Origin of the sequence: Arenibacter aquaticus, assembly GCF_003957295.1 — a bacterium.
Classification (GTDB): domain Bacteria; phylum Bacteroidota; class Bacteroidia; order Flavobacteriales; family Flavobacteriaceae; genus Arenibacter; species Arenibacter aquaticus.
This window is the reverse complement of sequence record NZ_RQPJ01000024.1, coordinates 53030-77245: the sequence shown is the minus strand read 5'-3', so window position 1 is coordinate 77245 and position 24216 is coordinate 53030. Positions and strand designations below refer to the sequence as shown.

Here is a 24216-nt window from a genome sequence, read left to right as displayed (position 1 = left end):
GCCACACCACCCCGAACCGCCCCAAGAACAAACGCTACATACCTTTATATACCTTATAAAACCCAAAAACAAAATGATTCCTATATATATTGCCAACATAAATACTAGATGTTATCTTTGCAGCCTTATTATGTAAAAAAAATATGATCAATATAACTTTACCAGACGGTAGCATTAGGGAATATGCCAAGGGAACAACTCCTATAGCGGTAGCAAAAAGTATCAGTGAAGGACTGGCACGAAATATTATATCGGCAAAATTCAATGGAACCACCATTGAAACGGTAACCCCTTTACAAGAAGACGGATCCCTAGTCCTATATAGTTGGAAGGACAAAGAAGGAAAGACCGCTTTTTGGCATTCCAGCTCGCATGTGGTGGCACAGGCCTTGGAAGAATTATACCCAGGTATAAAATTGACCATAGGCCCCGCTATTGAAAACGGCTTTTATTATGATGTGGATCTGGCCGAAGGCAGCATTTCCGAAAAGGACTTTCCGACGATTGAAAAAAGAGCGTTGGAAATAGCAAGAGGGAAACACGACTTCAAAATGCGCTCTGTCAGCAAGTCTGAAGCCTTGGAGTTATATAAATCACAAGGCAACCAATATAAGGTAGAGCTTATAGAGAATTTAGAGGATGGCACCATCACCTTCTGTGATCATGATAGCTTCACCGACCTTTGTAGAGGTGGACACATTCCCAACACCGGAATCATAAAGGCCATTAAAATATTAAGTGTGGCCGGAGCCTACTGGAGAGGTGATGAAAAAAACAACCAATTAACAAGGGTTTATGGTATATCCTTCCCCAAACAAAAGGAACTGACCCAGTATTTAGAGCTTTTGGAAGAGGCCAAAAAAAGGGATCACAGAAAACTGGGAAAGGAATTGGAACTATTTACCTTTTCCCAGAAAGTGGGTCAAGGACTTCCATTGTGGCTGCCAAAAGGGGCCGCATTACGGGAAAGACTTGAACAATTTCTAAAAAAAGCACAAAAGAAGGCCGGATATGAAATGGTTGCCACCCCACATATAGGACAAAAGGAACTTTATGTAACTTCTGGCCATTATGCCAAATATGGGGAAGACAGCTTTCAGCCCATAAAAACACCAAAAGAAGATGAGGAGTTCCTATTAAAACCTATGAACTGTCCGCATCACTGTGAAATATACAATACCAAACCTTTTAGTTACCGGGAACTCCCAAAGCGTTATGCCGAATTTGGAACGGTTTACCGCTACGAGCAGAGTGGAGAACTGCACGGCTTAACCAGGGTAAGGGGGTTTACACAAGATGACGCCCATATATTCTGTACTCCTGACCAATTGGCTAGCGAATTTAAGAACGTAATAGACCTTACTTTATATGTATTAGGTTCTTTAGGGTTTGAAAATTTCACGGCACAAGTCTCTGTTAGGGATCTGGACAACCCAGATAAATATATAGGTTCTGTTGAAAATTGGGAAAAAGCCGAAAATGCCATCATTGATGCGGCCAAGGAAAAAGGATTGGATTTTATCATAGAAAGCGGAGAAGCAGCTTTTTATGGTCCTAAACTGGACTTTATGATAAAGGATGCACTGGGAAGAAACTGGCAATTGGGAACCATTCAGGTAGATTACAACCTACCTGAGCGTTTTGACCTTACTTATAAAGGAAGCGACAATGAGTTGCACAGACCGGTAATGATACACCGGGCTCCCTTTGGAAGTATGGAAAGATTCATTGCATTATTACTGGAACACACCGGCGGTAATTTCCCACTTTGGCTGATGCCAGAGCAGGCTATTATCCTCCCTGTCAGCGAAAAACATGAAATATATGCCGAAAAAGTTTTAAATTCCTTAGAAAATAACGACATTCGCGCGCTGATTGACAACCGAAATGAAACGGTTGGCAAAAAAATACGTGAAGCAGAGATGAACAAAATACCATTTATGCTGATCGTAGGTGAGAACGAAGAAAAGGAAGAAACTATTTCTGTAAGGAGGCATGGAGGGGAAGATTTAGGTACAATCACCGTAAATTCCTTTGCCGACTTGGTATTAAATGAAATAAACAGTACCTTAAAGTCGTTTTAAAAAAAGTTTAACTAAAAAGTATACGTCATAGCAATTAGAAAAAGATTTAGGCCCCAACCTAGGAGGGAAAACAAAAACCCGCACAACATCAATGAAAAAATTTCATCGCCCAAGGTTAGGTTGGTTGGCGACAATGTGGAAGTAGGTATTTACAGCACCCGTGAGGCCTTGGCAAAAGCGGAAGAACTGGAATTGGATTTAGTAGAGATTTCTCCTAAAGCAGATCCTCCAGTGTGTAAGATAATAGATTACAAGAAATTTCTTTACGAGCAAAAGAAGCGTGAAAAGGTCATGAAGGCCAAAGCTACTAAAGTAATCGTAAAGGAAATTAGATTTGGTCCACAGACCGATGACCATGATTACGAGTTCAAGAAAAAACACGCCGAAAAATTCTTAAAGGATGGCGCCAAGCTTAAAGCTTATGTGTTTTTTAAGGGTAGGTCTATTGTTTATAAAGATCAAGGAGAGATTCTTTTGCTTAGACTGGCATCTGAATTGGAAGATCTAGGCAAAGTGGAACAAATGCCAAAATTGGAAGGAAAGCGTATGACCATGTTCATTGCGCCCAAAACCAAAAAGTAACCCAGGCCCTATTCCAGGTTTAGGTTAATTGAATTTAAATAATATGCTAAGCTTGCTTAGCACCAAGATAGTAAGCGAGATAAATTAATAAATAGGAAGAAAATGCCTAAACAGAAGACGAAATCCAGTGCCAAAAAGCGATTTAAGCTTACAGGTACCGGTAAAATTAAAAGAAAGCACGCCTATAAAAGCCACATTCTAACGAAGAAGTCTAAAAAGCGTAAGCTAGCGTTAACCCACTCTGGATTAGTTCATGAGGCGGACGTTAACAGTATTAAAGAACAATTACGTTTAAAGTAATCGTTCTATCGGTAATTATTAACCCTGGAGTTGGGCCAAAATATTTGCAATTGTAACTGTAGATGCTACGATGCAAATATTAAAAGTGTCGGTTATCGACCGCCTACTACAAAAAACAATTAAAATTATGCCAAGATCAGTAAATTCAGTTGCTTCAAGAGCCAGAAGAAAAAAGGTAATGAAGCAAGCCAAAGGTTACTTTGGAAGACGTAAAAACGTTTGGACAGTAGCTAAAAATGCGGTTGAAAAAGCAATGTTATATGCTTACAGAGACCGTAGAAACAAGAAGAGAAATTTCCGTTCCTTATGGATTACCCGTATCAATGCAGGTGCCAGATTGCACGGTATGTCCTATTCCCAGTTTATGGGCAAGGTTAAAGCCAATAACATAGAGCTAAACCGAAAGGTATTGGCAGATTTGGCAATGAACCACCCAGAAGCTTTTAAGGCTATTGTAGACAAAGTAAAATAAATTAATAAACTTATCTCGCTTATAAAACCTGTTCCATTTGGAGCAGGTTTTTTTATACCCCAAATTTTCATTCTCCCCAAGGACATTTTCTCCTTAGGCAAGCCCCCTCCTTAAGTCTCTTTAATCTTATTGACAGCCGACTTAAATTCTTCCCAATCTATTAGTTCATCACCGGAACTATCATAACCCTCTATTAACTTGGAAGAGACAATACCCCTGATAAATCCACTTATTTCTGCCTTTTTAAGCAATTCTACAATCTCCCTTTTCTTAAGCTTCCCATCACCATCCTTATCAAAGAAATTATAGGCAGCCTCCGGACTATCAAAATTATTGGTTATCAGTATTTGTATCTTATTCAGTATAGTGTCTTTTGTTGCCATAACCTCTCACTTTTATCTACTTATACTGTAATTTACGCAAAATTTAATAGAATCCCTATACCCCAAAGTAACTCAACACCAAATTCCTACCACTGGCATAATTACGATGTTCGCACAAATAGATTCCTTGCCATATCCCTAAATTTAATTTGCCATTACTAATGGGAATCATTACTGAAGCCCCCATCAAGGAAGATTTTATATGGGCCGGCATATCGTCCGATCCCTCATAATCATGTAGATAATAGGGCGCATTCTCCGGGACCATTACATTTATATGGCTTTCAAAATCGTCCCGTACGGTGGGATCAGCATTTTCATTGATGGTTAGGCTGGCCGAGGTGTGCTTTATAAATACCTGCAGCATTCCATTATTAATTTTTCCCAATTGGGACGCACTTGCCACAATGTGATGGGTAATAATATGGAAACCCCTTGGGTAAGGCTCCAATCGCAATTCATTTTGATAAAACTTCATATGGCACCTGATCTATAACGCTTTGAATTTCGCAATATATTAATAAATGTGAAACTTTATAAAACAAGGCCATCTTTTAAAACAATATCAAATACCTTTGCAGCTTAATATATTTCAATGGATTTATCAAAAGTTAAAATGGTGGTCACCGATATGGATGGGACCTTACTAAATTCTGACCATCAGGTTAGTACCAAATTCTTCCAATTGTTCCAAGAGTTAAAAAAAAGGGACATCAAGTTTGTTGCTGCAAGTGGGAGACAGTACAACAGTATTGTAGATAAATTGGAAACCATTAAGGACGATATTATTGTGGTTGCCGAAAACGGGGCCTTTGTAAAAAAACAGAACATAGAATTACTGGCCACCCCTTTGGATCAAGGTACCATTAAGGAAACCATTAAACTTTTGAAGGAGGTTGAGGGGATCCATCCGGTGTTGTGCGGTAAAAACAATGCCTATATAAACGGGAATTCTGATGCTTTTTTAAACAAGCTAAAGGAATACTACTCCCAGTTCAGCGTATTAAACGATATTGCTAGATTTGATGGCGAGGTATTAAAAATAGCTATCTACCATTTTGAAAGTTCAGAGAAGTACATTTATCCCCTGGTTAAACATTTGGAGTCCCAACTAAAGGTAAAGGTGTCCGGTGAAAATTGGCTAGATATTTCCCATATGAACGCCCACAAAGGGCATGCACTGCGCCATATTCAGGAAAAATACGGCATTAGCCAACAAGAGACCATGGTTTTTGGTGATTACAATAATGACTTGGAAATGCTAGCCCTTGGTGATTATAGTTTTGCCATGGCGAATGCCCACCCCAACGTAAAAGAAGTAGCCAACTATCAAACGGAAAGTAATGATAATTTTGGGGTAGAAAAAATCTTGGAAGCCATGCTATCCAACAGATGACCATAGTTGAAAGTTATTGATTTGTTCCCAATAATGAGCTCGGTAAACACCCCATTGTTTTCTTAAATGCCACTGTAAAATGTTGTGGGTTGGAATAGCCTACCTCATAGGCAGCTTGGGCAACAGTATAGTTATCTGCACGTATCAATGTTTTAGCCTTTTCCATGCGCAATTGCGTAATATATTTAAAAATTGTAGTGCCATAGACCTGTTTAAAGTGGCTTTTTAACTTTGTGGTATTGTAACCAACAATTGCGGACAATTCCTTAATGGTCAATGGATTCTTAAGGTGGGTCTCTATGTAGTGAGCCAAATTTTCAATAGCTTCATAATCAATTGCCGATAATAGCACTTCCTTTTCGGTCTTACTTTGTGTTTCTTGCCCTAGAAATAAATCGATAAGCAACAAACGTATTTTAGATTCCAAGTAGTTGGCCTTAGCATGGCTACTTAAATCACAATCCAAAATTTCTCCAATCATCCATTGCAATCTCATTGTAATGGGTTTGGTTTTATTAGAAAGGGATTTGGCTATACTTTCTGGTAACCCATTACTATTCACATTATATTCCTTCCCCAACAATTCCTCCAAGAAACCTTCTTGAAAAAATACTTCCAAGGCTACAACTTTTTCACCACTAAGCTTTAGGCCTATAAGGTCTTTAGACCATGGATGAATAGTATATGAGCCAGAATAAATACCCTTCCTTAAGGCGCCCCCCATAAGTGTGTATTCATAAGAACCTTCCAAAACAAAATGAATCCCAACGTAGGAACCCTGTACTTTAATCTCCTCTAAATAATCATCTTGCAAAGTCAATTTTCGTATTAAAATCAGGGCATTATCCATCCTTATTTCTTCTTGCCAACCTTCTGCCCCACCCTTCAACTTATCAGAAATGAAGATACTGCTAGATTTTTGCAGTACGATATAATCGGCTTCTCCATCGGTAGAACCACACCCCCTGAAATTACCAGATCCGTAAGCCTTTACTTCTTTATTCGTTACTAATAATTCCTTTCTCGTTATTTCCAATGTAAAACAAAATTTAGATTTGCAAAGTTATTTATTTAGAATAAATCTTAATAAAAATAACAAACTATTTAATGAAAAGACTCATCAATATTATTTTTTTGGTTCTAGGCTTGTACGTGCAAGGCCAAGAAACATTAGGGACACTAACAGGTACGGTACGGGATGCCACAGGGAATCCTTTGGCCTATGCCAGTGTATTAATAGAAAACTTAAAGCTTGGTGTACTAACAAACGATAAAGGGGTTTACACCATTAATAAGTTGCCTTCCGGAAACCACAGGGTCTTGGTTTCCTTTCTAGGTTACGGTAGCCGCTCTATGACCATTGACGTAAATAAAAACCACAATGACATTAAAATTGATTTCACGCTAAAAGAATCCTTAGAAAACCTGGACGAGGTAACCGTAAGTGGAAAAACGGAAAAAACGGCTCTTGAGACAAAGGGGTATGCCGTAAACTCCATAGACACCAAAGAAGCTGGTCTTAGAAGTATCCAAACCAATGAATTATTAAACGCTACAGTAGGTGTAAAGATACGTCAGAATGGAGGTTTGGGCTCTAACGTCCAATACAGCTTAAATGGGTTATCCGGGAGATCTGTCAGCCTTTTTATAGATGGTATTCCCATTTCTATATACGGTTCATCCTTTAGCCTTAACAGTATTCCCCCTTCAATGATCAAGAATATTGAAGTATACAAAGGAGTGGTACCTGCACATTTATCCAGTGATGCTGTTGGTGGTGCTATAAATATTGTACTTCACAAGGGCAGCAAGAATAACCTTTCCGCTTCGGCTTCGTATGGATCGTTTAATACATTTCAAACGAATTTTAATGGTACCTACAGACTTATAAAATCGGGGTTCACCATAAAGGCATCGGCCTTTCACAATTACTCCGACAATGATTATAAAATTTGGGGCAGAACTATAGTTGACATTGCACCAAACGGGGTACAAACTCCTATTGTAGCCAGAAGATTCAACGATGCTTACCGGTCTGCTGGTGGCATGGCACAAATTGGATTTACCAATGTTAATTGGGCCGACCAATTTTTAGTAGGTGTTACCGCTTCCGACGAGTACAATGAAGTACAGCACGGTACTTTCGTTACCATATCTCCTTATAACGGCCGTTTTTTAGAGTCAGATGCCTTGCTGGGCAATATAGCGTATCAAAAAAAAGACCTTTTTACTCAAGGACTTGACCTAAATATAAGCGGTGTATACGGCAAACGCAATAGAACTATTAACGACACAGTTGCACAGGCATATACCTGGGCCGGAAAGAGATTGGTTGGTTTTGATGGGGAATACCACGAGTATACTTGGGGATCTCAGAGCGAAAATGGACCAACCCTCGCCAAAATAGTTAGAAATGTATCATCTATTCGTTCAGGTCTGTCCTATAAAATAAACCACAACCATAAGATCCTATTAAACCATGTATATAGTGGCGTAGATAGGGAAGATAGTGACGAAATGGTATCGTTATTAGAAAACACTTTTCAACAAACCAGTGATTTATACAAAAACATTGTTTCCCTAAGCTACGAACTCAATGCCTTTGACAATAAGTTCAAAATAAATGCTTTTGGAAAACATTATATCCAAAAAGTACTTAACACACAACCCGTATTCAACGATGATAATACCCAAGTAATAAACGAAGTTTACCGAAGTGATAAAGATTACACTGGGTATGGTTTTGCAGCTTCCTATATCCTACTTCCCACCGTTACCCTATTAACCTCTGCAGAAAAGGCCATTCGTTTACCAAGTGAAAACGAAGTTTTTGGGGATGCTGGCGATAATTTACTTCCCAACCTAACTATTCAACCAGAAACCAGCAACAATTTAAACATTGGTTTTAGGCTTGGCAAATTCAATCTGAATAAACACGGATTTACGCTAGCCTCCAATTTCTTTGCAAGAAATATTGAAAACAGAATTGGATTGCCCGTCAATGCTGATGGGCTTAGGGAAAGTGATGAGTTTGTACAATATACCAATCTAGGCAATACTGCCGAATCCAAAGGAATTGAAGCAGAATTCCTTTATACGTACAATACTAATTTTGGTTTTAATTTCAACATAACCCGCATGAGCCTAACCACGGTAAATTCTGGTATTGAAACCAATGTTCCCAACGTACCGCTTTTTACGATGAACGGTGGTTTACGGTATTCCGTTAAAGACTTCATTCAAACTAAATCAACAATAAACCTATTCTACAACACTTACTATACTGATGAATTTGCCTTCAAATTCGCAGCGGGCACCAATACTACAGGAGAGGAAGAATTTTTTATTCCAGAACAGTTATCACATGACTTTGGGTTGAGCTATACATTTCCAAAAAGGAATTTTGTAGTCAGTTTAGACGTCAAAAATATTTTTGATCAGGCCATTTATGACAACCTATCTGTACAAAAACCCGGAAGAGCTTTTTACTTAAAACTGAATTACACAATAAATAATTTTTAATCACTTAAACATAACAGAGATATGAAACAGAGCTTTTTAAATTTTAAAATAGTAGTTATTTTACTCACAATAGGTCTAACAACCTCTTGTAGTAACGATGATGAACCAATTGCCCCGGATACTGATGGAGATGCGGGAAGTGGAGTGGATTCCAGATGGATAACGGTTGCAGGAGCCAAAATGGGAGATAGCCCTGGTGATGGAAACGGTGGCACATTAATTTATTCCGTAACCAGTGAAGATGCTAAAGATCCAACGGTTCAAATAGACCCTTTTAACAACGGCTTTGTAGCCCCTTCCAATAGAACAGCCAGATTACAGGCTTCTGAAGATGGGCATACTGTTTTCAATATTAGCTATGCTGGGGATACTGGTGGCAACTATACCAAATATACAGTAGAAGGTGGAGGATCCTTTGTTCAAACAGGTTCTGAAATAAGTATAGCTCCATATGTAGGAACCGCTCCACGTTGGATTAAGTTATTTGATGGCGATAAAACCGGTGCTGCGGTTTACGTATCCACTGAACACCAGGTTGATGATAACGACACACCTGATGACGTAACTGACGACACCTACCTATATACCAATTCTACTATAGGCGTTGTTACCTTAGACTTGGTAGATTCTCAAATCAATAACTTTCAAGAGCATGTTATTACCTTAAGTGAAGAAGAATCCGCAGCTGGTTACTATATCTCTAGAATTGATATGCCCGTTTTAAATGCGACTGGAGATAAACTGTACATCGGTGCCCGTGTAAGCAAAGTGGACCCAAGTACTGTAGAAAGTGACAGTGGTGATTATGAGATTTTAGGTTCTAAAACCATTGTACTGGATTACCCTTCATTATTAAATCCGTCGGTGATTACATCTACCGTAGGGAATGGAAACACCAATGGATATCGTAGTATCAACGCTTTTTTATATGATGGAAGCGTTTACCAAGCCAACCAGGGTGATCCTGAAGGTTCCCACATCTTAAAGATTGATGCCGATAACGAATATGATGATTCGTATGATTTTAACCTAGATGATGCTTTAGGTGTAGAAGGTGCGTATATATTGGCTTGGAGGCCAGCAGCAAACGGAAAAGCTATATTGGCTTACCGCCATGAAGGTTCAGAAGAAGGATTGGCAGGGGCTCAAGGTTTTTTTGCCCTAGTTGATCTTAATTCCAAAACTGCCACTAAGATCGATGCTATTCCTTATGACCCGGATTTCTACTTATTCCAGTACCAAGGCTTTGTAGTGGATGGAACAGAAATATATGTAACCCAAGCCCCGGTAGGACAAAACGGAAACATATACATCATAGATACAGAAACAGGAGAAGTAACCAAAGGCGCCCAGTTGGTGAACGCGGAAGGTAGTCACTTTATTGGGGTGTTTTAAACACTTCAATTATTCCTGACCACTAGTAGCCCTACATCCCTATTTGGCGATGAAGTGATAGGGGGATCTAATTTTGAACAGGATTACCCCTATTACTTTTAAAAGGAAGGCTTTCTAGAGTATAAGAATAATTGTTATCTATTTTGGCGTATCCTAAACCAGTACCCTAATAACTATTTTAAAACCGTTTTCGGCACCATGGGTCGTTAACGGTTTTAAATTATAACCGCAAATCAACCACATCATTTCTTAAGTAGATTCTATAGTTCTTTTTACTACTCAACTGTACAGTACTTATTGACAGCTAATCTTAGCTATCCCCAAAATCTGTAACAGTGGAATTAATTAAAGTGAAGTAGAACCAGCTTGTTGGCTTGTTAGGTTTTCTGTTTCTTTTTCTGGGCAGCTGGGAATAGTACATTGTTAAGAATAAGCCTATAACCAGGCGAAGTAGGGTGCAGTTCCAGTTCTGTCTTGGGATCCCCTACCCTGTGCTGATAGTCCTCAGGGTCATGTCCTCCATAAAACGTAAAGAAACCTTTACCTTTAATTCCATGAATATACCGGGCTTCCCCATTTATCTTATTTTCACCAAGTACCAAAACAGTGGGTTTAATCTCCTCCTTGGCAAAAGCTGTGGTCTGCCCCATAAAACCCTTGACCAATGCCGTATGGTTCTGGCATAACATGGTAGGCACCGGATCCCATTTGGCAGAAAAGTCCATCAATGAAAAATAATCCGATTCTTTGGGAACATTAGCGCGTTTATTGGTCATATCTATGGATGAGAATTCGTACCTCAACGGGTTACGTTCCAATATAAAATTTGTAAATGCGAAGGTTTTACTGTAATCCAATTTTGCCTGATAATTGGCCTCGGAGGGGTCACCGTCAAACATAGGTTCACAAATATCCACTCCATCTGCAGCCAAGGCTATATCAAAACTATCGGTGGCGGAGCACATCGCAAACATAAAACCTCCCCCAATCACATAATTTCTAATTTTAAGTGCCACGGCACGTTTTTCTTCAGAAACCTTATCAAATCCCAATTTAGCAGCCAGGGCCTCGGCATTTTGTTTGCCTTCTATATACCAAGGAGCAACCCTATAAGCCCCGTAGAATTTCCCATATTGCCCAGTAAAATCCTCATGGTGCAAGTGCAGCCAATCATAGAGTACCAATTTGTCGTCCAATACTTCCTCATCGTACACTTGGTCATAGGGAATTTCGGCATAGGTAAGTACCATGGTTACCGCATCGTCCCAAGGAGAATTTTCCTTTGGGGAGTATACGGCTATTTTTGGTGCCTTTTCCAAAATAACAGCTTCTTGATTTTGTGAGGGACTTGCTATTTCATCTAAAATACTGAGGGCCTGTGAATCGGAAACTACCTCAAAGGAGACGCCGCGTATCTGACATTCTTTTCGAATATTCTCCCCATCGGGCAGCAAAAAGGAACCGCCTCTATAATTCAATAACCACTGTACTTTTTGTTTATGGGACAACACCCAATAAGTGATTCCGTAGGCCTTTAAATGGTTTTTTTGACTTTCCGCATCCATGGGTATGAGAATACTGGAAGCGTATGAGGTACCAAAGATCAATAGAAATAGAACAGAAAGAAGCGCACCTGAAAATAGGCTTTTAAAGGGGTTTTTATTTTGTTCCGTATTACTCAATTCTAGATTTTACTGTTACAATACACCTTGCAAGATTTGAGCCAAAGGATTTAAACCTCAGTACCATCATGCTTTGATACACTTAAAAAGGCACATCGTTGTCATCCTGGGGACCATCGTTGTTCATGGAACTTCCAAAGGCTTCATTGGCATTGGGAAGGTTTTTGGTAACAAATGGGTTGTCCTCGTCTGCATTCATTTTGGATTGAAATTCAAACGGGGAATCAAAATCGTCCAAATTATCAAACTTACCTAAATGTCCAACGAACTTAAGTCTAATATTTTCCAAACCACCATTTCTATGCTTGGCCACAATAAACTCTCCCTGACCTGCAGTTGGCGATCGTTCCTCATCATCCCATTCATCAATCTTATAGTATTCTGGCCTATAGATAAAGGATACAATATCCGCATCCTGTTCAATTGCTCCGGATTCCCGTAAATCGGACAGTACAGGTCGTTTACTCCCTCCCCTGGTCTCAACAGCCCTTGACAACTGTGAAAGTGCGATTACCGGTACATTCAATTCTTTTGCCAGTGCTTTTAAGTTCCTTGAGATGGTAGATATTTCTTGTTCACGGTTACCTCCTTTTTGAGTCCCCCCTGCGGTCATTAGCTGCAAATAATCAATAATGATCATTTTTATACCGTGCTGGGATGCCAAACGTCTAGCTTTCGCTCTAAGGTCAAAAATAGATAGGGATGGGGTATCATCAATAAACAGGGGTGCAGACTCCAAGGCTTTCACCTTTACGTTCAACTGTTCCCATTCATGTTTCTCCAATTTCCCCGTCCTTAGTTTTTCTGAAGACAAACCAGTTTCAGAGGAAATCAGCCTGGTAATTAACTGTACAGAGGACATCTCCAAGGAAAAGAAAGCCACCCCGTAACCAGAGTTGACGGCAATATTCCTTGCCATGGAAAGGGTAAGGGCCGTTTTACCCATACCCGGCCTAGCCGCTACAATAATTAAATCACTGGGTTGCCAACCTGAGGTTAACTTATCCAATTTATCAAACCCAGAGGGAATCCCACTCAAGCCTTCTTTACCTGATATTTCCTCAATTTTTTTCTTGGCCTGGATTACCAAGTTCTGTGCTGTTTCCGCGGAACGCTTAAGGTTACCTTGGGTTACATCGTACAATTTGGATTCTGCCGTGTCCAACAGATCAAAAACATCTGTTGCCTCATCATAGGCCTCCTCAATAATTTCATTTGAAATCTTGATTAGACTACGCTGAATAAACTTCTGCAGGATTATACGGGCATGGAATTCAATATGGGCAGATGAAGCCACTTTTTGGGTAAGTTTAATAAGGTAAAAATCGCCACCAACGCCTTCTAGGCGCCCATCTTTTTTTAATTGGGAGGAAACCGTTAATAAATCCACTGGTTCTGAATTTTCGAACAGCTTAAAAACGGCTTCATAGATATGCTTATGGGCCTCCTTATAGAATACATCCGGATGCAGAATATCTATTACCTCATCGACCCCTTTCTTGTCTATCATCATCGCTCCAAGCACAACTTCCTCTAAATCAACGGCTTGAGGTGGTATCTTACCCTTCTCAAGGTTGATTATGGTGGACTTGTCAATCCGATGACCAATAACTGGGTTCGTTTTTTCCATGAGTGCTAAATTATACAAATAAGAATTAAAATAAGATTTAGGATATTAACAGTTGTTCAACAATTTGCCTGTTGATAAGTTACGAAATATGTTTATAAGCAAAAAAAATCTGGAGAATTTCTACTCCAGATTTTTTCACCTTGACAAAAAGGGATGTTATCCGTTAAAGACCCCCATATTTGCATATTTATCCATTCTATTCTCCACCAACTCTTTTGGTGATAACTTTTTTAATTCCTCAAAATGTGATGAAATTTTATTTTTTACGATTTCGAAAGTCTTCTCACGATTGGCATGTGCCCCTCCCGCAGGTTCACGCACAATCTCATCAATAAGCTTCATTTTTTTCATATCGGTCGCCGTAAGTTTTAAAGCTTCGGCCGCCTGTTCCTTATATTCCCAACTTCTCCAAAGTATGGAAGAGCAGGATTCGGGCGAAATTACCGAGTACCATGTGTTTTCCAACATTAGAACCTTATCCCCTACACCTATTCCCAAGGCTCCACCAGAGGCTCCTTCCCCTATGATCACAACAATAACAGGAACTTTTAATCTGGTCATTTCCAAAATATTCCTTGCTATTGCCTCTCCTTGACCTCTTTCTTCTGCTTCAATCCCTGGGTAGGCTCCCGGAGTATCTATAAAACACACAACGGGTATCCCAAACTTTTCTGCCGATTTCATTAGTCGAAGTGCCTTTCTGTAGCCCTCAGGATTGGCCATACCAAAATTACGGTACTGTCTGGTCTTGGTATTGTAACCTTTTTGCTGTCCCACAAACATATAGCTCTGGTCACCAATTTTCCCAAGACCCCCTATCATTGCCTTGTCATCCTTCACATTGCGGTCCCCATGTAGCTCCAAAAAAGTATCTCCACAAATGGCGTTAATGTAATCTAAGGTATAAGGCCTATTTGGATGTCTTGATAATTGTACCCTTTGCCAGGCCGTTAGGTTTTTATATATTTCTTTGCGGGTATCCGCCAGCTTTTTTTCAATTTGTTTACATGTCTCAGAAACGTCCACGTCACTTTCTTCCCCAATTATCATGCACTTATCCAATTGCTCTTCTAGCTCTTTAATTGGAAGTTCAAAATCTAAATACTCCATAAGTTTACAGGTTTAGTTCTTTTCAACAGGCAAATATAAAACTTTAATGGAAAGGTAACCCATTAGTCGTTTTTTTTAATTTTTTTCTATTTTTCAAAATACCATTGGCTATAACCGTAGTTAAAATAAGCAATGCTCCTAGGTAAAAAAGCGGGCTCATTTTCTCACTATCCCCTAATATAATAAAAGCCAAAACAATAGCATAGACCGGTTCCAAATTATTTGTAAGCATTACCGTATATGGCGCAATATATTTCATCACCTTCACTGAGACAATAAACGCATATGCGGTACAAACAGAGGCCAAAATAAATATATAAAACCAATCGATTAGTGAGAGCTGAAAGAATTCTTGATCAAATCCTTGATCCATCCACAGATAGAGCGACAAGAACAAAACCCCACTCCCCAGTTCATAAAAGGATATGACAGCTGGATTCTCTTTTTGGATCAATTTGCCATTGATCAAGGAAAAAATGGAAGCCAATAAGGCCGAAAGCAAGGCAAGCAGTATACCTGCAGTATAATCCGCTTCCAGATTAAACATAATAGCAAGGCCAAGTATTACCGCTACCCCAAAAACCAATTCATATCCAACCATTTTACGACCATACCAAAAAGGCTCTATCAAAGCGGTAAATAAAGCCCCAGTAGACATAGTGGCCAAGGCAACTGAAACATTGGAGATTTTTATGGCCATAAAAAATGTGACCCAATGCAATGCCACCACTATTCCGGCGATCAGTAATGTAGACAGGATTTTGGGCGTTACCCTAAGCGATTTATATCGAATTAGGATATAGACCAGAATAATCAAGGAAGCCATACCCATACGGTACCAAACCAAGGGAAGGGCCTCTATACTAATCAACTTTCCCAGAACCGCTGTAAAGCCCCATATAAAGACTATAAAATGTAGATGAAGGTAATTCCTAAACTTAGCGCTTGGCATTCTGAAGTAGGTAAAAGGCTATGGCTCCAAACATTACATTTGGGATAATAACGGCCCATAAAGGGGAAAAACCAGATTGTTCGGCCAGGGTTCCAAATACCTTATCAAAAAAGATATAAATAAATGCCACCCCTATTCCAAATGCCAAGTTAACCCCCATGCCCCCACGTCGTTTTACAGAAGAAACGGCAACGGCAATTATGGTCAAGATAAAAGCAGCAATAGGCAGGGCCCATCGCTTGTATTTCACCAGAATATAACTGTTAATATTGGAAGCACCCTTTCTTTTTTGCGCTGCGATAAACTTATCCAACTCAAACATATTCTTAGTTTCCGCTATATAGGATACCGGGGTTAGATCATCAATTTTAAAATCAAAAATGGTGTCTAGCCTACGCTTAGTCTCTACAACCTCCTCGTTGCCTACCAATTTCCTTTTCACATATGAGGTAAGCCTATACACAGAATCCTTATCTACCCATCTAATGTTGGCCGCTGAAATCTTAAAGTCCAAGGTGTTCTCCTCATTAAAGCGTTCCATAGTAAAATTATAGCCTATCTGCCTTGCCGGATCAAAGCTACTTACATAGAGGTAGTCATTTTCGTTTAATTGATTGAAGATGTTTGTGGTAACCCTATCCTTCTTTCCCTTCTTTAAATACTTATACTTAAACTCATTGTACCCCACACTTGCGGGAGGAACAATAAACATGCTCATGAAAAACATGATAAGGGCAATAATAGAGGCTCCAATCAAATAGGGGCGCAAAAATCTTCCGTAGGAAACCCCAGAACTTAGAATGGCTACAATTTCAGTATTATTGGCAAGTTTGGAAGTAAAGAAAATTACCGATAAAAAGAGAAAAATAGGAAAGAGCAGGTTTCCTATCACTAGGGTAAAATTCATATAATAGATAGCGATTTCCGCAAATGGCACTTCGTTGTCTATCATTTTCCCAATTTGTTCTGCCAAATTGGCCATAATCCCAATTGGGATAAATAGCAGCAACATCACAAAAAAAGTTGCCAGATAGCGCTTTAATATGTATTTGTCTATTATGCTTAGCACCTATAATCGTTTATCCATTTGTTTTACCATTACAGACTTCCACTCATGGAAATCCCCCGCTAAAATATGTTTTCTAGCTTCGCGAACCAACCACATATAAAATCCCAGGTTGTGAATGGTAGCTATTTGTTTGCCCAAATACTCGTTGGCCGCGAACAAATGCCGTAAATACGCCTTGGAATACTCCTTATCCACAAAAGTAGTACCCATTTCGTCTAGGGGCGAAAAATCATCCTCCCACTTTTTATTTTTTATATTTATGGTCCCATGGGCGGTAAACAGCATACCATTTCTGGCGTTCCTGGTAGGCATCACACAATCAAACATATCTATTCCCAAGGCAATATTCTCCAATATATTGATAGGGGTACCTACACCCATAAGATATCGGGGTTTATCTTCGGGCAGAATCTCACAGACTACCTCGGTCATCCCGTACATCTCCTCTGCCGGCTCCCCTACCGAAAGCCCTCCAATAGCATTACCCTCTGCTCCCACTCCGGCTATATATTCGGCAGATTGCCTTCTTAAGTCCTTATAAGTAGAACCCTGCACAATTGGGAAAAAAGTTTGGGCGTAATCATAGGTAAAGGGAGTTTTCTCCAAATGGGCTATACAGCGATCCAACCATCTGTGGGTCATATGCATAGACCTTTTGGCGTATTTATAATCACAGGGGTAAGGCGTACATTCGTCAAACGCCATAATGATATCGGCTCCGATAGTACGCTGGATCTCCATAACGTTCTCTGGTGTAAAAACATGATAGGAACCATCTATGTGCGACTTAAACTTGACGCCTTCCTCTTTGATCTTTCGGTTATTGGAAAGCGAATACACCTGATACCCACCACTATCGGTCAATATATTCCGGTCCCACCCCATAAATTTATGGAGTCCGCCGGCTTTTTTCAAAATTTCTGTTTTAGGCCTCAGATATAAATGATAGGTATTCCCCAAAATGATATCCGGGTTCACTTCTTCCCTCAGCTCTTTTTGATGTACCCCTTTTACCGATGCTACGGTGCCTACGGGCATAAAAATGGGCGTTTCTATCTTACCATGGTCCGTAATTAGTTCTGCCGCCCTGGCTTTGGTCCTCGTATCTGAATGCTGTAATGTAAATTTCAAAAAAGATGTATTTAAAGCCGCAAATATAATCAACTCAGAGCCATTAAATCCCTAACAAAAAAATAAAGTTATGTTATTGGCGCTCATAGTTAATAAAATATAATAACTACGACTTGTATACCCAAAAGATAGCGATTACTTTTGGAAAGTTTTAAAAAGATAGAAAAAATGCCAAAACTTCAAGAATTACAAGATTTGACCGTTCAGGTCCGCAGAGACATTCTAAGAATGGTCCATAAGGTTAACTCGGGACACCCAGGAGGCTCTTTAGGCTGTACTGAATTTTTTGTTGCTCTTTACAATGAGATAATGGAGCTCAAGGACGGATTTGACATGGACGGCAAGGATGAAGATTTATTCTTTTTGTCCAACGGCCACATATCTCCTGTCTTCTATAGTGTTTTGGCGAGAAAGGGTTATTTTCCCATTGAGGAGTTAAATACTTTTAGGTTAATAGATTCCCGACTACAGGGACACCCTACCACCCATGAAGGCTTGCCAGGGGTACGTATTGCCTCCGGATCATTGGGGCAGGGCTTGTCCGTTGCCTTGGGCGCGGCGCAGGCAAAAAAACTTAACAATGACCCCAAATTAGTTTATACCCTTCACGGCGATGGTGAATTGCAAGAAGGACAAAATTGGGAAGCTATAATGTATGCTGCCGGTAAAAAAGTGGACAATCTAATTGCCACCGTGGATTACAACGGACAGCAGATTGATGGTTCTACGGATGACGTATTGCCAATGGGCGACCTTAAGAAGAAATTTGAAGCCTTTGGCTGGGATGTACTGGAAATCCAAGAAGGGAACAACCTTGAAGCCATCATCAACGGAATGAAAGAAGCCAAGGAAAGGACCGGAAAAGGTAAACCTGTCTGTGTTCTTTTACACACCATAATGGGTCACGGAGTAGATTTTATGATGTATACCCACGCTTGGCACGGAAAAGCCCCCAACGATGAACAACTGGAAACGGCCTTGGCCCAGAATCCCGAAACCGCTGGAGACTACTAATCCCTATCATTTTCTAACAAACAAAAAAAGAAAGTACAAATGAAAAAATATATAGATCAAGGTAAAAATGATACGCGAAGTGGCTTTGGAGCGGGACTGACCGAATTAGGAAGAACCAATCCGAATGTAGTAGCACTCTGTGCCGATTTGGTGGGCTCCCTTAAAATGCAGGATTTTATTGATGAAAACCCTGAACGTTTCTTTCAGGTCGGAATTGCAGAGGCCAACATGATGGGTATAGCTGCCGGACTCACCATTGGAGGTAAAATTCCTTTTACCGGAACATTTGCAAACTTCTCCACCGGTAGGGTTTACGACCAAATTAGACAATCTATTGCCTATTCTGATAAAAACGTAAAAATTTGTGCCTCCCATGCGGGGATTACCCTTGGAGAGGATGGCGCTACACACCAGATCTTGGAAGATCTTGGATTAATGAAAATGTTGCCAGGGATGACCGTAATTAATCCTTGTGACTACAACCAGACCAAAGCTGCCACTATTGCCATTGCAGAGCATCAAGGCCCCGTTTATCTTAGATTTGGACGTCCCAAAGTAGCCAACTTCACTCCAGTGGACCAAAAATTTGAAATAGGAAAAGCTTTAATGCTTAACGAAGGTACAGATGTTACTATCGTAGCTACAGGTCACTTGGTATGGCAAGCCTTAATTGCCGCCGAGAACTTGGAGAAAGAAGGTATATCTGCCGAGGTAATCAACATACACACCATTAAACCTTTGGACGGGGAAGCTGTGTTAAAATCTGTTAAAAAAACAGGCTGTATCGTTACTGCGGAAGAACATAATTATTTGGGCGGTCTAGGTGAGAGTATTGCCGGATTCCTTGCTACCACGCATCCTACGCCGCAAGAGTTTGTTGCTACCAAGGATACTTTTGGAGAAAGTGGCACCCCGGAACAATTAATGGATAAATACGGATTGAACAATAAAGCTATAGAGAAAGCCGTTTTGAGTGTGTTAAAGAGAAAGTAAATCAAATTTCCCTTCGGAAAGATGATTGCCCTTAACACGGAACACAGTGAACAATATAGCGTATAGTACACTTTAAACAGTTGCGTATATCGGTTATGAGGATCGATATGCCCAGCTGTTTTTTTTGTGTTTTACCCAATTGACCCTTTTTCGTGTCAAGAAATTTTCTTTTTAGGTTAAATCAATAAAGGAATTGTGCATAGTATTGCACAATGTATTCTAATTTAAAAAAGAAGACATTATGATCAAGAAAACAATTTTATTTGCAGCTGTCGCTTTAATGGGGCTTACGGCCCAGGCACAAAAAGGCTCTGGATTTGGTATCAAGGGTGGACTAAATTATGGTGGAACCGGTGATTATTTTGAATCTACCGAACAAGCCTACAAGGACCCCAAAGGCAATGTAGGCTACCATTTGGGTATCTTTGGCCAGGTAGGGCAAAAAGTTTACTTGCGCCCAGAATTAATTTATACCAAAACAAAATCGGACTATGAAAACAATAGTTTGGATATGAGCAAACTGGACCTTCCTGTTCTTTTGGGCATCAATGTTATTGGCCCATTGAAGGTTTTTGCAGGACCTGCTTTTCAGTATATTTTGGATACGGATTATGACGGCATCACCATAGGGGATGTTGAAAATGATTTTACCGTAGGCCTTAATATTGGTGCTGGACTTTCTTTTGGCAACTTCGGAATCGATTTACGATACGAAAGAGGTTTTAGTGAAAATGAGGTTACGGTTGTGGAAGGCGCTTTTTCCAACGACCGCATTGACACCAGGCCAGATCAATTGATTTTGAGTGCCTCCTTAAAGTTATAAAAAATCATTTTGAACTATACAAAAAATGCCCCTGCATCTGCGGGGGCATTTTTTATTTAAAGACCTGATCTTTTTCAGCTTCAAATATTTTCATCCAGATAATCGGGAACCCCGTCATTATTAGCATCTCCCAATTCGTCTTCAGTAAGAACCCCATCGCCATCATCATCCGTATCCAGATAATTTGGGATACCATCTTCATCGGTATCATCATTAAAAAGGTTACCATCCTTATCCAAATCCTCAGATATAGTATCTACGCCGTCCCTATCATGATCTGTGGTATTGATAGCCAAAAGGTTTACTTCAAATATTAATGGCGCATAGGTCTGCCCCGGCGCACTACCACTAAAATAAGCGATTCCGGATGGCATAAATATTAAACCTACTCCACTACCATTAACGCTAAAGGTACCATCTTCATTTTCTACGACCTCTCCACCTGCTTTAAATTTTGGCATACCCTTTTTAAACCCTGTTATCACTCCAGAATTACCAGATACACCTGATCCCTGCATATCAAACCAAACCGGCGAACCTAATCTACTGTCAAACACTCCCCCGTCCAATCGCGTACCTTGATACTTAAGGTATACAGAATCTACAGGCGTTGGATTTCCACCAACTCCCTCCCTGGCCACAACATAATACAAGGTATGTGGCACATCTACTTCCTCAGCATCCAAGCCCAAGTCACTGGAAGATAAATATATCACCTCTGTCTTGGCATCCTCAAAAAGCGATCTTTTATCGGCATTTTCACCCGCTATGGTATCAATCTTTATCCTTAAATCAAAATCTTCCGCAATAGGTTCTTCAAAATCTTCGTAGTTATAAAAGTGCGTTTTTAAATAAGCTTGAATCTCAGCATCGTCCTCAACGGCAACCTCGCTTAGCAATCTTGGTGGCACTATTTCAATATCATTATCATCATCTTTCTTACAAGACCAGATAGCCACAAAAATTAAACCTAGCAAAACAATTCCTTTTATATTCATCAGTATCGTATTATTGTCCTTTAAACCTCCTATAAAACCTTTGATCATCAAAACAATCTTCCACAAGCGCAGGTTGATTGGTTTAACCATTACGGTTCCATAGATTTCTTATTTAAAGGCCGCAAGATACAATTTTCAACTATTTTTGTAGAAGACGTTAACAAAGAATTTCAATAGTTTATGCGAATAGACAAATACTTATGGAGCACACGCTATTTTAAAACCAGAAATATAGCGACAGAGGCCTGTAAAAAGGGCCATGTAAGAATTAATGGGCAGGTAGTAAAACCATCTAGGGAGGTATACCCCGTGGACAAAGTAATTGTGAGAAAGAACCAGATTAATTATGAATTTACAGTTTTGGACATTCCAGAAAGCAGGGTGGGTGCCAAGTTAGTGGATATATATAGGAAGGACATTACCCCAAAAGAAGCTTTTGAGCATAACGAACTATTGAAGTTTTCTAAAGACTACTACAGAAAAAAAGGTACCGGAAGACCTACAAAAAAAGACCGAAGGGACATAGACGATTACTTGGATGAAGAAACTGAATAGGGAATTCTGGGAAAACAAATACATACAAGGTGATATGGGCTGGGACATTGGTTATGTTTCTCCCCCTTTGAAGCACTACATTGATCAATTGACGGATAAGAATCTAAAGATTTTGATCCCAGGTGCCGGTAATGCCCACGAACTGATGTATTTGACAGAAAAGGGTTTCACCAATACCTACATCATAGATATTGCCAGACCTCCTTTGGAAGCGATAAGGGCCAAGCTGCCAAACTTCCCTGAGGAAAGACTGTTAGAGGGAGACTTTTTTGACTTGAACATAGGTGACTTTGACCTTATTTTGGAACAGACCTTTTTCTGTGCCCTTAGTCCGCAATTAAGACCAAAATATGTCCTAAAAATGAAAACTCTGCTTAAACCGCAGGGCAAATTGGTTGGTCTACTTTTTAATTTCCCACTATCCAAATCGGGACCTCCTTTTGGGGGCAGTACAGAAGAATACATTGCCCTTTTTGAAAAGCACTTTAACATAAAGCTTCTTAAAACCGCTTACAATTCCATAAAACCCAGAGCTGGTAAAGAACTCTTTTTTATATTTGAACCTAAATAAGAACCACTATGTCCAACAGAATTCTTTCCCATGAGGAAATACAGCATAAAATAAAGCGCATTGCCTACCAGATCTATGAGGCCAATGTAGACGAAGCAGAGATTATCATCGCCGGTATTGAAAGTGGGGGGTTAAATTTTGCAAAGAAAATCCAGTCCGTACTTAAAAAAATTACCGAAGCCGAGGTTATTTTATGCAAGGTCTCCATGGATAAATCCAATCCCCTATCCAGTGGTGTAAGCACCTCTCTCCCAGAATCTGAGTACACCAACAAGTCTGTGGTCTTGGTTGATGATGTCCTAAATTCCGGAACCACCCTTATATACGGAGTACATCATTTTCTACGGGTTCCCCTTAAACAACTTAAAACTGCTGTATTGGTTAACAGGAACCATAAAAAATATCCGGTAAAGGCAGATTACAAAGGAATTTCCCTTTCCACCTCCTTAAGAGAACACATTAAGGTTACCTTTGAATCCAAAAATGATTCTGTTCACCTAACGGAGTAATTCCTTTATTTCGTCTACTATTGTATTGGGATCCTTATTATCACATTCTATAACTTTATTGGCCTTTAGATAAAAGTTATTGCGTTCAAACAAATGCTTCCCAATAAATTCTGGAAGTTCTTTGTCTTCTATGTCCCTGATCAATGGTCTATGCTCCTTTTCCTTCAAAAGTCTTTTTACCAACCCAGGAATGCTTAGTTTTAGATAAATTACATGATCTGCCAAGTTTAACATAGTCTCCATATTTCCCGAATAACAGGGAGTGCCCCCTCCGGTGGACAAAATAAACTGCCTTTGATCCATTAAAAGAGCATTTAAATATTCGTGCTCCTTTCTTCTAAAAAAGAGTTCTCCCTTAGCCTTAAACACATTGGAAATAGAGTCCCCAAGCCTTTGCTCAATAACATCATCCAAGTCTAAAAAACTAGATTTCAAATCCTTAGCCAACAATTTCCCTATAGTGCTTTTACCACTACCCATGTACCCTACCAAAACAATTTTCACGTCTTTTTTTTTGTAAAAATGGTCTAATTTGGGCGTATTTCAAAAAAAAATAAAAAAATCCAAAAAAGCCCTTGTAAAACAAACAAATGATTTTATATTTGCACCCGCAAACAGCTATTGTCTGCTACACATTATGACCTGGTAGCTCAGTTGGTAGAGCATCTCCCTTTTAAGGAGAGGGTCCTGGGTTCGAGCCCCAGCCCGGTCACAAAAAAGTTAAGTCTTGCGCTTAACTTTTTTTGTTTTAAATAGTTTTGAAATACGTAAATTTAGAAACTATTTAAAGGTTTTTCTCATCATGGAGTAAAAATACCGAATGGCCCACGTGGTGAAATTGGTAGACACGCCACCTTGAGGGGGTGGTGTTCGCAAGGACGTGCTAGTTCGAATCTAGTCGTGGGCACCTAATACCGCCAACTGAAAAAGTTGGCGGTTTTTTTTAGGAACAGTTCATTTCCAAGAGTTTTTTCAAGGATTTAAAAAAAGCCTTGTGAAACAAAAAAATGATTATATATTTGCACCCGCAATCAGCAATATGGCT

24 protein-coding genes and 2 tRNA genes are annotated in these 24216 nt (G+C 39.7%); 15 read left to right on the top strand and 11 right to left on the bottom strand.

Going from position 1 to position 24216, the window contains the following annotated elements; genetic code table 11:
* Positions 1-143 precede the first annotated feature (143 nt).
* The 4 genes from thrS (at position 144) to rplT (ending at position 3438) form a co-directional block, all read left to right on the top strand.
* Positions 144-2084 carry a threonine--tRNA ligase gene (gene thrS, locus EHW67_RS20280; RefSeq protein ID WP_126164233.1) on the top strand — a complete coding sequence of 647 codons (1941 nt, stop codon included), beginning with the start codon at positions 144-146 and terminating at the stop codon, positions 2082-2084.
* 87 nt (positions 2085-2171) lie between these two features.
* On the top strand, positions 2172-2666 hold the full coding sequence (gene infC, locus EHW67_RS20275; protein WP_202912029.1) for a translation initiation factor IF-3: 495 nt from the start codon (positions 2172-2174) through the stop codon (positions 2664-2666).
* Positions 2667-2768: 102 nt separating this feature from the next.
* Positions 2769-2966 carry a 50S ribosomal protein L35 gene (gene rpmI, locus EHW67_RS20270; protein ID WP_126164231.1) on the top strand — a complete coding sequence of 66 codons (198 nt, stop codon included), beginning with the start codon at positions 2769-2771 and terminating at the stop codon, positions 2964-2966.
* Positions 2967-3093: 127 nt separating this feature from the next.
* Positions 3094-3438, top strand: a complete 345-nt coding sequence (gene rplT / locus EHW67_RS20265; RefSeq protein WP_126164230.1) for a 50S ribosomal protein L20 — start codon at positions 3094-3096, stop codon at positions 3436-3438.
* Positions 3439-3548: 110 nt separating this feature from the next.
* On the opposite strand, the gene EHW67_RS20260 is transcribed toward rplT, so the two are convergent.
* A complete protein-coding gene (locus EHW67_RS20260; RefSeq protein ID WP_126164229.1) occupies positions 3549-3821 on the bottom strand; it encodes an EF-hand domain-containing protein in 273 nt (90 codons plus the stop codon).
* 55 nt (positions 3822-3876) lie between these two features.
* On the bottom strand, positions 3877-4299 hold the full coding sequence (locus EHW67_RS20255) for a secondary thiamine-phosphate synthase enzyme YjbQ (RefSeq protein WP_126164228.1): 423 nt from the start codon (positions 4297-4299) through the stop codon (positions 3877-3879).
* Positions 4300-4416: 117 nt separating this feature from the next.
* On the opposite strand from EHW67_RS20255, the gene EHW67_RS20250 reads away from it, so the two are divergent.
* The gene (locus EHW67_RS20250) at positions 4417-5217 is read left to right on the top strand and encodes an HAD family hydrolase (protein ID WP_126164227.1); all 801 of its coding nucleotides are present in this window, start codon (positions 4417-4419) and stop codon (positions 5215-5217) included.
* Between the two features lie 13 nt (positions 5218-5230).
* Here EHW67_RS20250 and EHW67_RS20245 read toward each other — a convergent pair whose 3' ends face one another.
* On the bottom strand, positions 5231-6253 hold the full coding sequence (locus EHW67_RS20245) for a helix-turn-helix domain-containing protein (RefSeq protein WP_126164226.1): 1023 nt from the start codon (positions 6251-6253) through the stop codon (positions 5231-5233).
* 71 nt (positions 6254-6324) lie between these two features.
* Here EHW67_RS20245 and EHW67_RS20240 point away from each other — a divergent pair, with 71 nt between their 5' ends.
* Positions 6325-8739, top strand: a complete 2415-nt coding sequence (locus EHW67_RS20240) for a TonB-dependent receptor (RefSeq protein ID WP_126164225.1) — start codon at positions 6325-6327, stop codon at positions 8737-8739.
* Between the two features lie 21 nt (positions 8740-8760).
* Complete coding sequence (locus EHW67_RS20235) at positions 8761-10134, top strand: hypothetical protein (protein ID WP_126164224.1); 1374 nt, start codon at positions 8761-8763, stop codon at positions 10132-10134.
* Positions 10135-10511: 377 nt separating this feature from the next.
* On the opposite strand, the gene EHW67_RS20230 is transcribed toward EHW67_RS20235, so the two are convergent.
* The 6 genes from EHW67_RS20230 to tgt all read right to left on the bottom strand — a co-directional run bounded on the left by EHW67_RS20230 (position 10512) and on the right by tgt (position 17708).
* Complete coding sequence (locus EHW67_RS20230) at positions 10512-11699, bottom strand: asparagine synthetase B (RefSeq protein ID WP_238390005.1); 1188 nt, start codon at positions 11697-11699, stop codon at positions 10512-10514.
* Positions 11700-11898: 199 nt separating this feature from the next.
* The gene (gene dnaB / locus EHW67_RS20225) at positions 11899-13446 is read right to left on the bottom strand and encodes a replicative DNA helicase (RefSeq protein ID WP_126164223.1); all 1548 of its coding nucleotides are present in this window, start codon (positions 13444-13446) and stop codon (positions 11899-11901) included.
* A gap of 156 nt (positions 13447-13602) precedes the next feature.
* Positions 13603-14556, bottom strand: coding sequence for an acetyl-CoA carboxylase carboxyltransferase subunit alpha (locus tag EHW67_RS20220; RefSeq protein ID WP_126164222.1), 954 nt, complete (start codon positions 14554-14556; stop codon positions 13603-13605).
* Positions 14557-14599: 43 nt separating this feature from the next.
* Entirely contained in the window at positions 14600-15508 is a 909-nt protein-coding gene (locus tag EHW67_RS20215) for a DMT family transporter (RefSeq protein WP_126164221.1), read from the bottom strand.
* A complete protein-coding gene (locus EHW67_RS20210; protein ID WP_126164220.1) occupies positions 15495-16577 on the bottom strand; it encodes an LptF/LptG family permease in 1083 nt (360 codons plus the stop codon). Before EHW67_RS20210 ends, EHW67_RS20215 begins: the two co-directional genes overlap by 14 nt.
* Positions 16578-17708 carry a tRNA guanosine(34) transglycosylase Tgt gene (gene tgt, locus EHW67_RS20205; RefSeq protein ID WP_126164219.1) on the bottom strand — a complete coding sequence of 377 codons (1131 nt, stop codon included), beginning with the start codon at positions 17706-17708 and terminating at the stop codon, positions 16578-16580.
* A 159-nt stretch (positions 17709-17867) separates the two neighbouring features.
* Here tgt and EHW67_RS20200 point away from each other — a divergent pair, with 159 nt between their 5' ends.
* The 3 genes from EHW67_RS20200 to EHW67_RS20190 all read left to right on the top strand — a co-directional run bounded on the left by EHW67_RS20200 (position 17868) and on the right by EHW67_RS20190 (position 20538).
* A complete protein-coding gene (locus tag EHW67_RS20200; RefSeq protein WP_262707179.1) occupies positions 17868-18722 on the top strand; it encodes a transketolase in 855 nt (284 codons plus the stop codon).
* Positions 18723-18761: 39 nt separating this feature from the next.
* Positions 18762-19715: a transketolase family protein gene (locus EHW67_RS20195; protein WP_126164217.1), complete on the top strand. Its 954-nt coding sequence runs from the start codon at positions 18762-18764 to the stop codon at positions 19713-19715.
* Between the two features lie 244 nt (positions 19716-19959).
* A complete protein-coding gene (locus tag EHW67_RS20190) occupies positions 19960-20538 on the top strand; it encodes an outer membrane beta-barrel protein (protein WP_126164236.1) in 579 nt (192 codons plus the stop codon).
* Positions 20539-20618: 80 nt separating this feature from the next.
* Here EHW67_RS20190 and EHW67_RS20185 read toward each other — a convergent pair whose 3' ends face one another.
* The gene (locus EHW67_RS20185) at positions 20619-21626 is read right to left on the bottom strand and encodes an FKBP-type peptidyl-prolyl cis-trans isomerase (protein WP_126164216.1); all 1008 of its coding nucleotides are present in this window, start codon (positions 21624-21626) and stop codon (positions 20619-20621) included.
* Between the two features lie 90 nt (positions 21627-21716).
* Between EHW67_RS20185 and EHW67_RS20180 the strand changes: the two genes are divergently transcribed.
* The 3 genes from EHW67_RS20180 to EHW67_RS20170 are packed head-to-tail and all read left to right on the top strand — an operon-like array spanning position 21717 to position 23171.
* A complete protein-coding gene (locus EHW67_RS20180; protein ID WP_126164215.1) occupies positions 21717-22091 on the top strand; it encodes an RNA-binding S4 domain-containing protein in 375 nt (124 codons plus the stop codon).
* Positions 22075-22662 carry a methyltransferase domain-containing protein gene (locus tag EHW67_RS20175; RefSeq protein WP_126164214.1) on the top strand — a complete coding sequence of 196 codons (588 nt, stop codon included), beginning with the start codon at positions 22075-22077 and terminating at the stop codon, positions 22660-22662. Before EHW67_RS20180 ends, EHW67_RS20175 begins: the two co-directional genes overlap by 17 nt.
* 8 nt (positions 22663-22670) lie before the next feature.
* A complete protein-coding gene (locus EHW67_RS20170; protein ID WP_126164213.1) occupies positions 22671-23171 on the top strand; it encodes a phosphoribosyltransferase family protein in 501 nt (166 codons plus the stop codon).
* On the opposite strand, the gene EHW67_RS20165 is transcribed toward EHW67_RS20170, so the two are convergent.
* Positions 23160-23675 (bottom strand): shikimate kinase, encoded by a 516-nt coding sequence (locus EHW67_RS20165; protein ID WP_126164212.1) that lies wholly within the window; start codon positions 23673-23675, stop codon positions 23160-23162. The genes EHW67_RS20170 and EHW67_RS20165 overlap by 12 nt on opposite strands.
* Positions 23676-23810: 135 nt before the next feature.
* Here EHW67_RS20165 and EHW67_RS20160 point away from each other — a divergent pair.
* Together EHW67_RS20160 and EHW67_RS20155 are read left to right on the top strand one after the other, a co-directional pair.
* Positions 23811-23883 (top strand) — tRNA-Lys (locus EHW67_RS20160).
* Between the two features lie 111 nt (positions 23884-23994).
* A tRNA-Leu gene (locus EHW67_RS20155) sits at positions 23995-24078 on the top strand.
* Positions 24079-24216 lie beyond the last annotated feature (138 nt).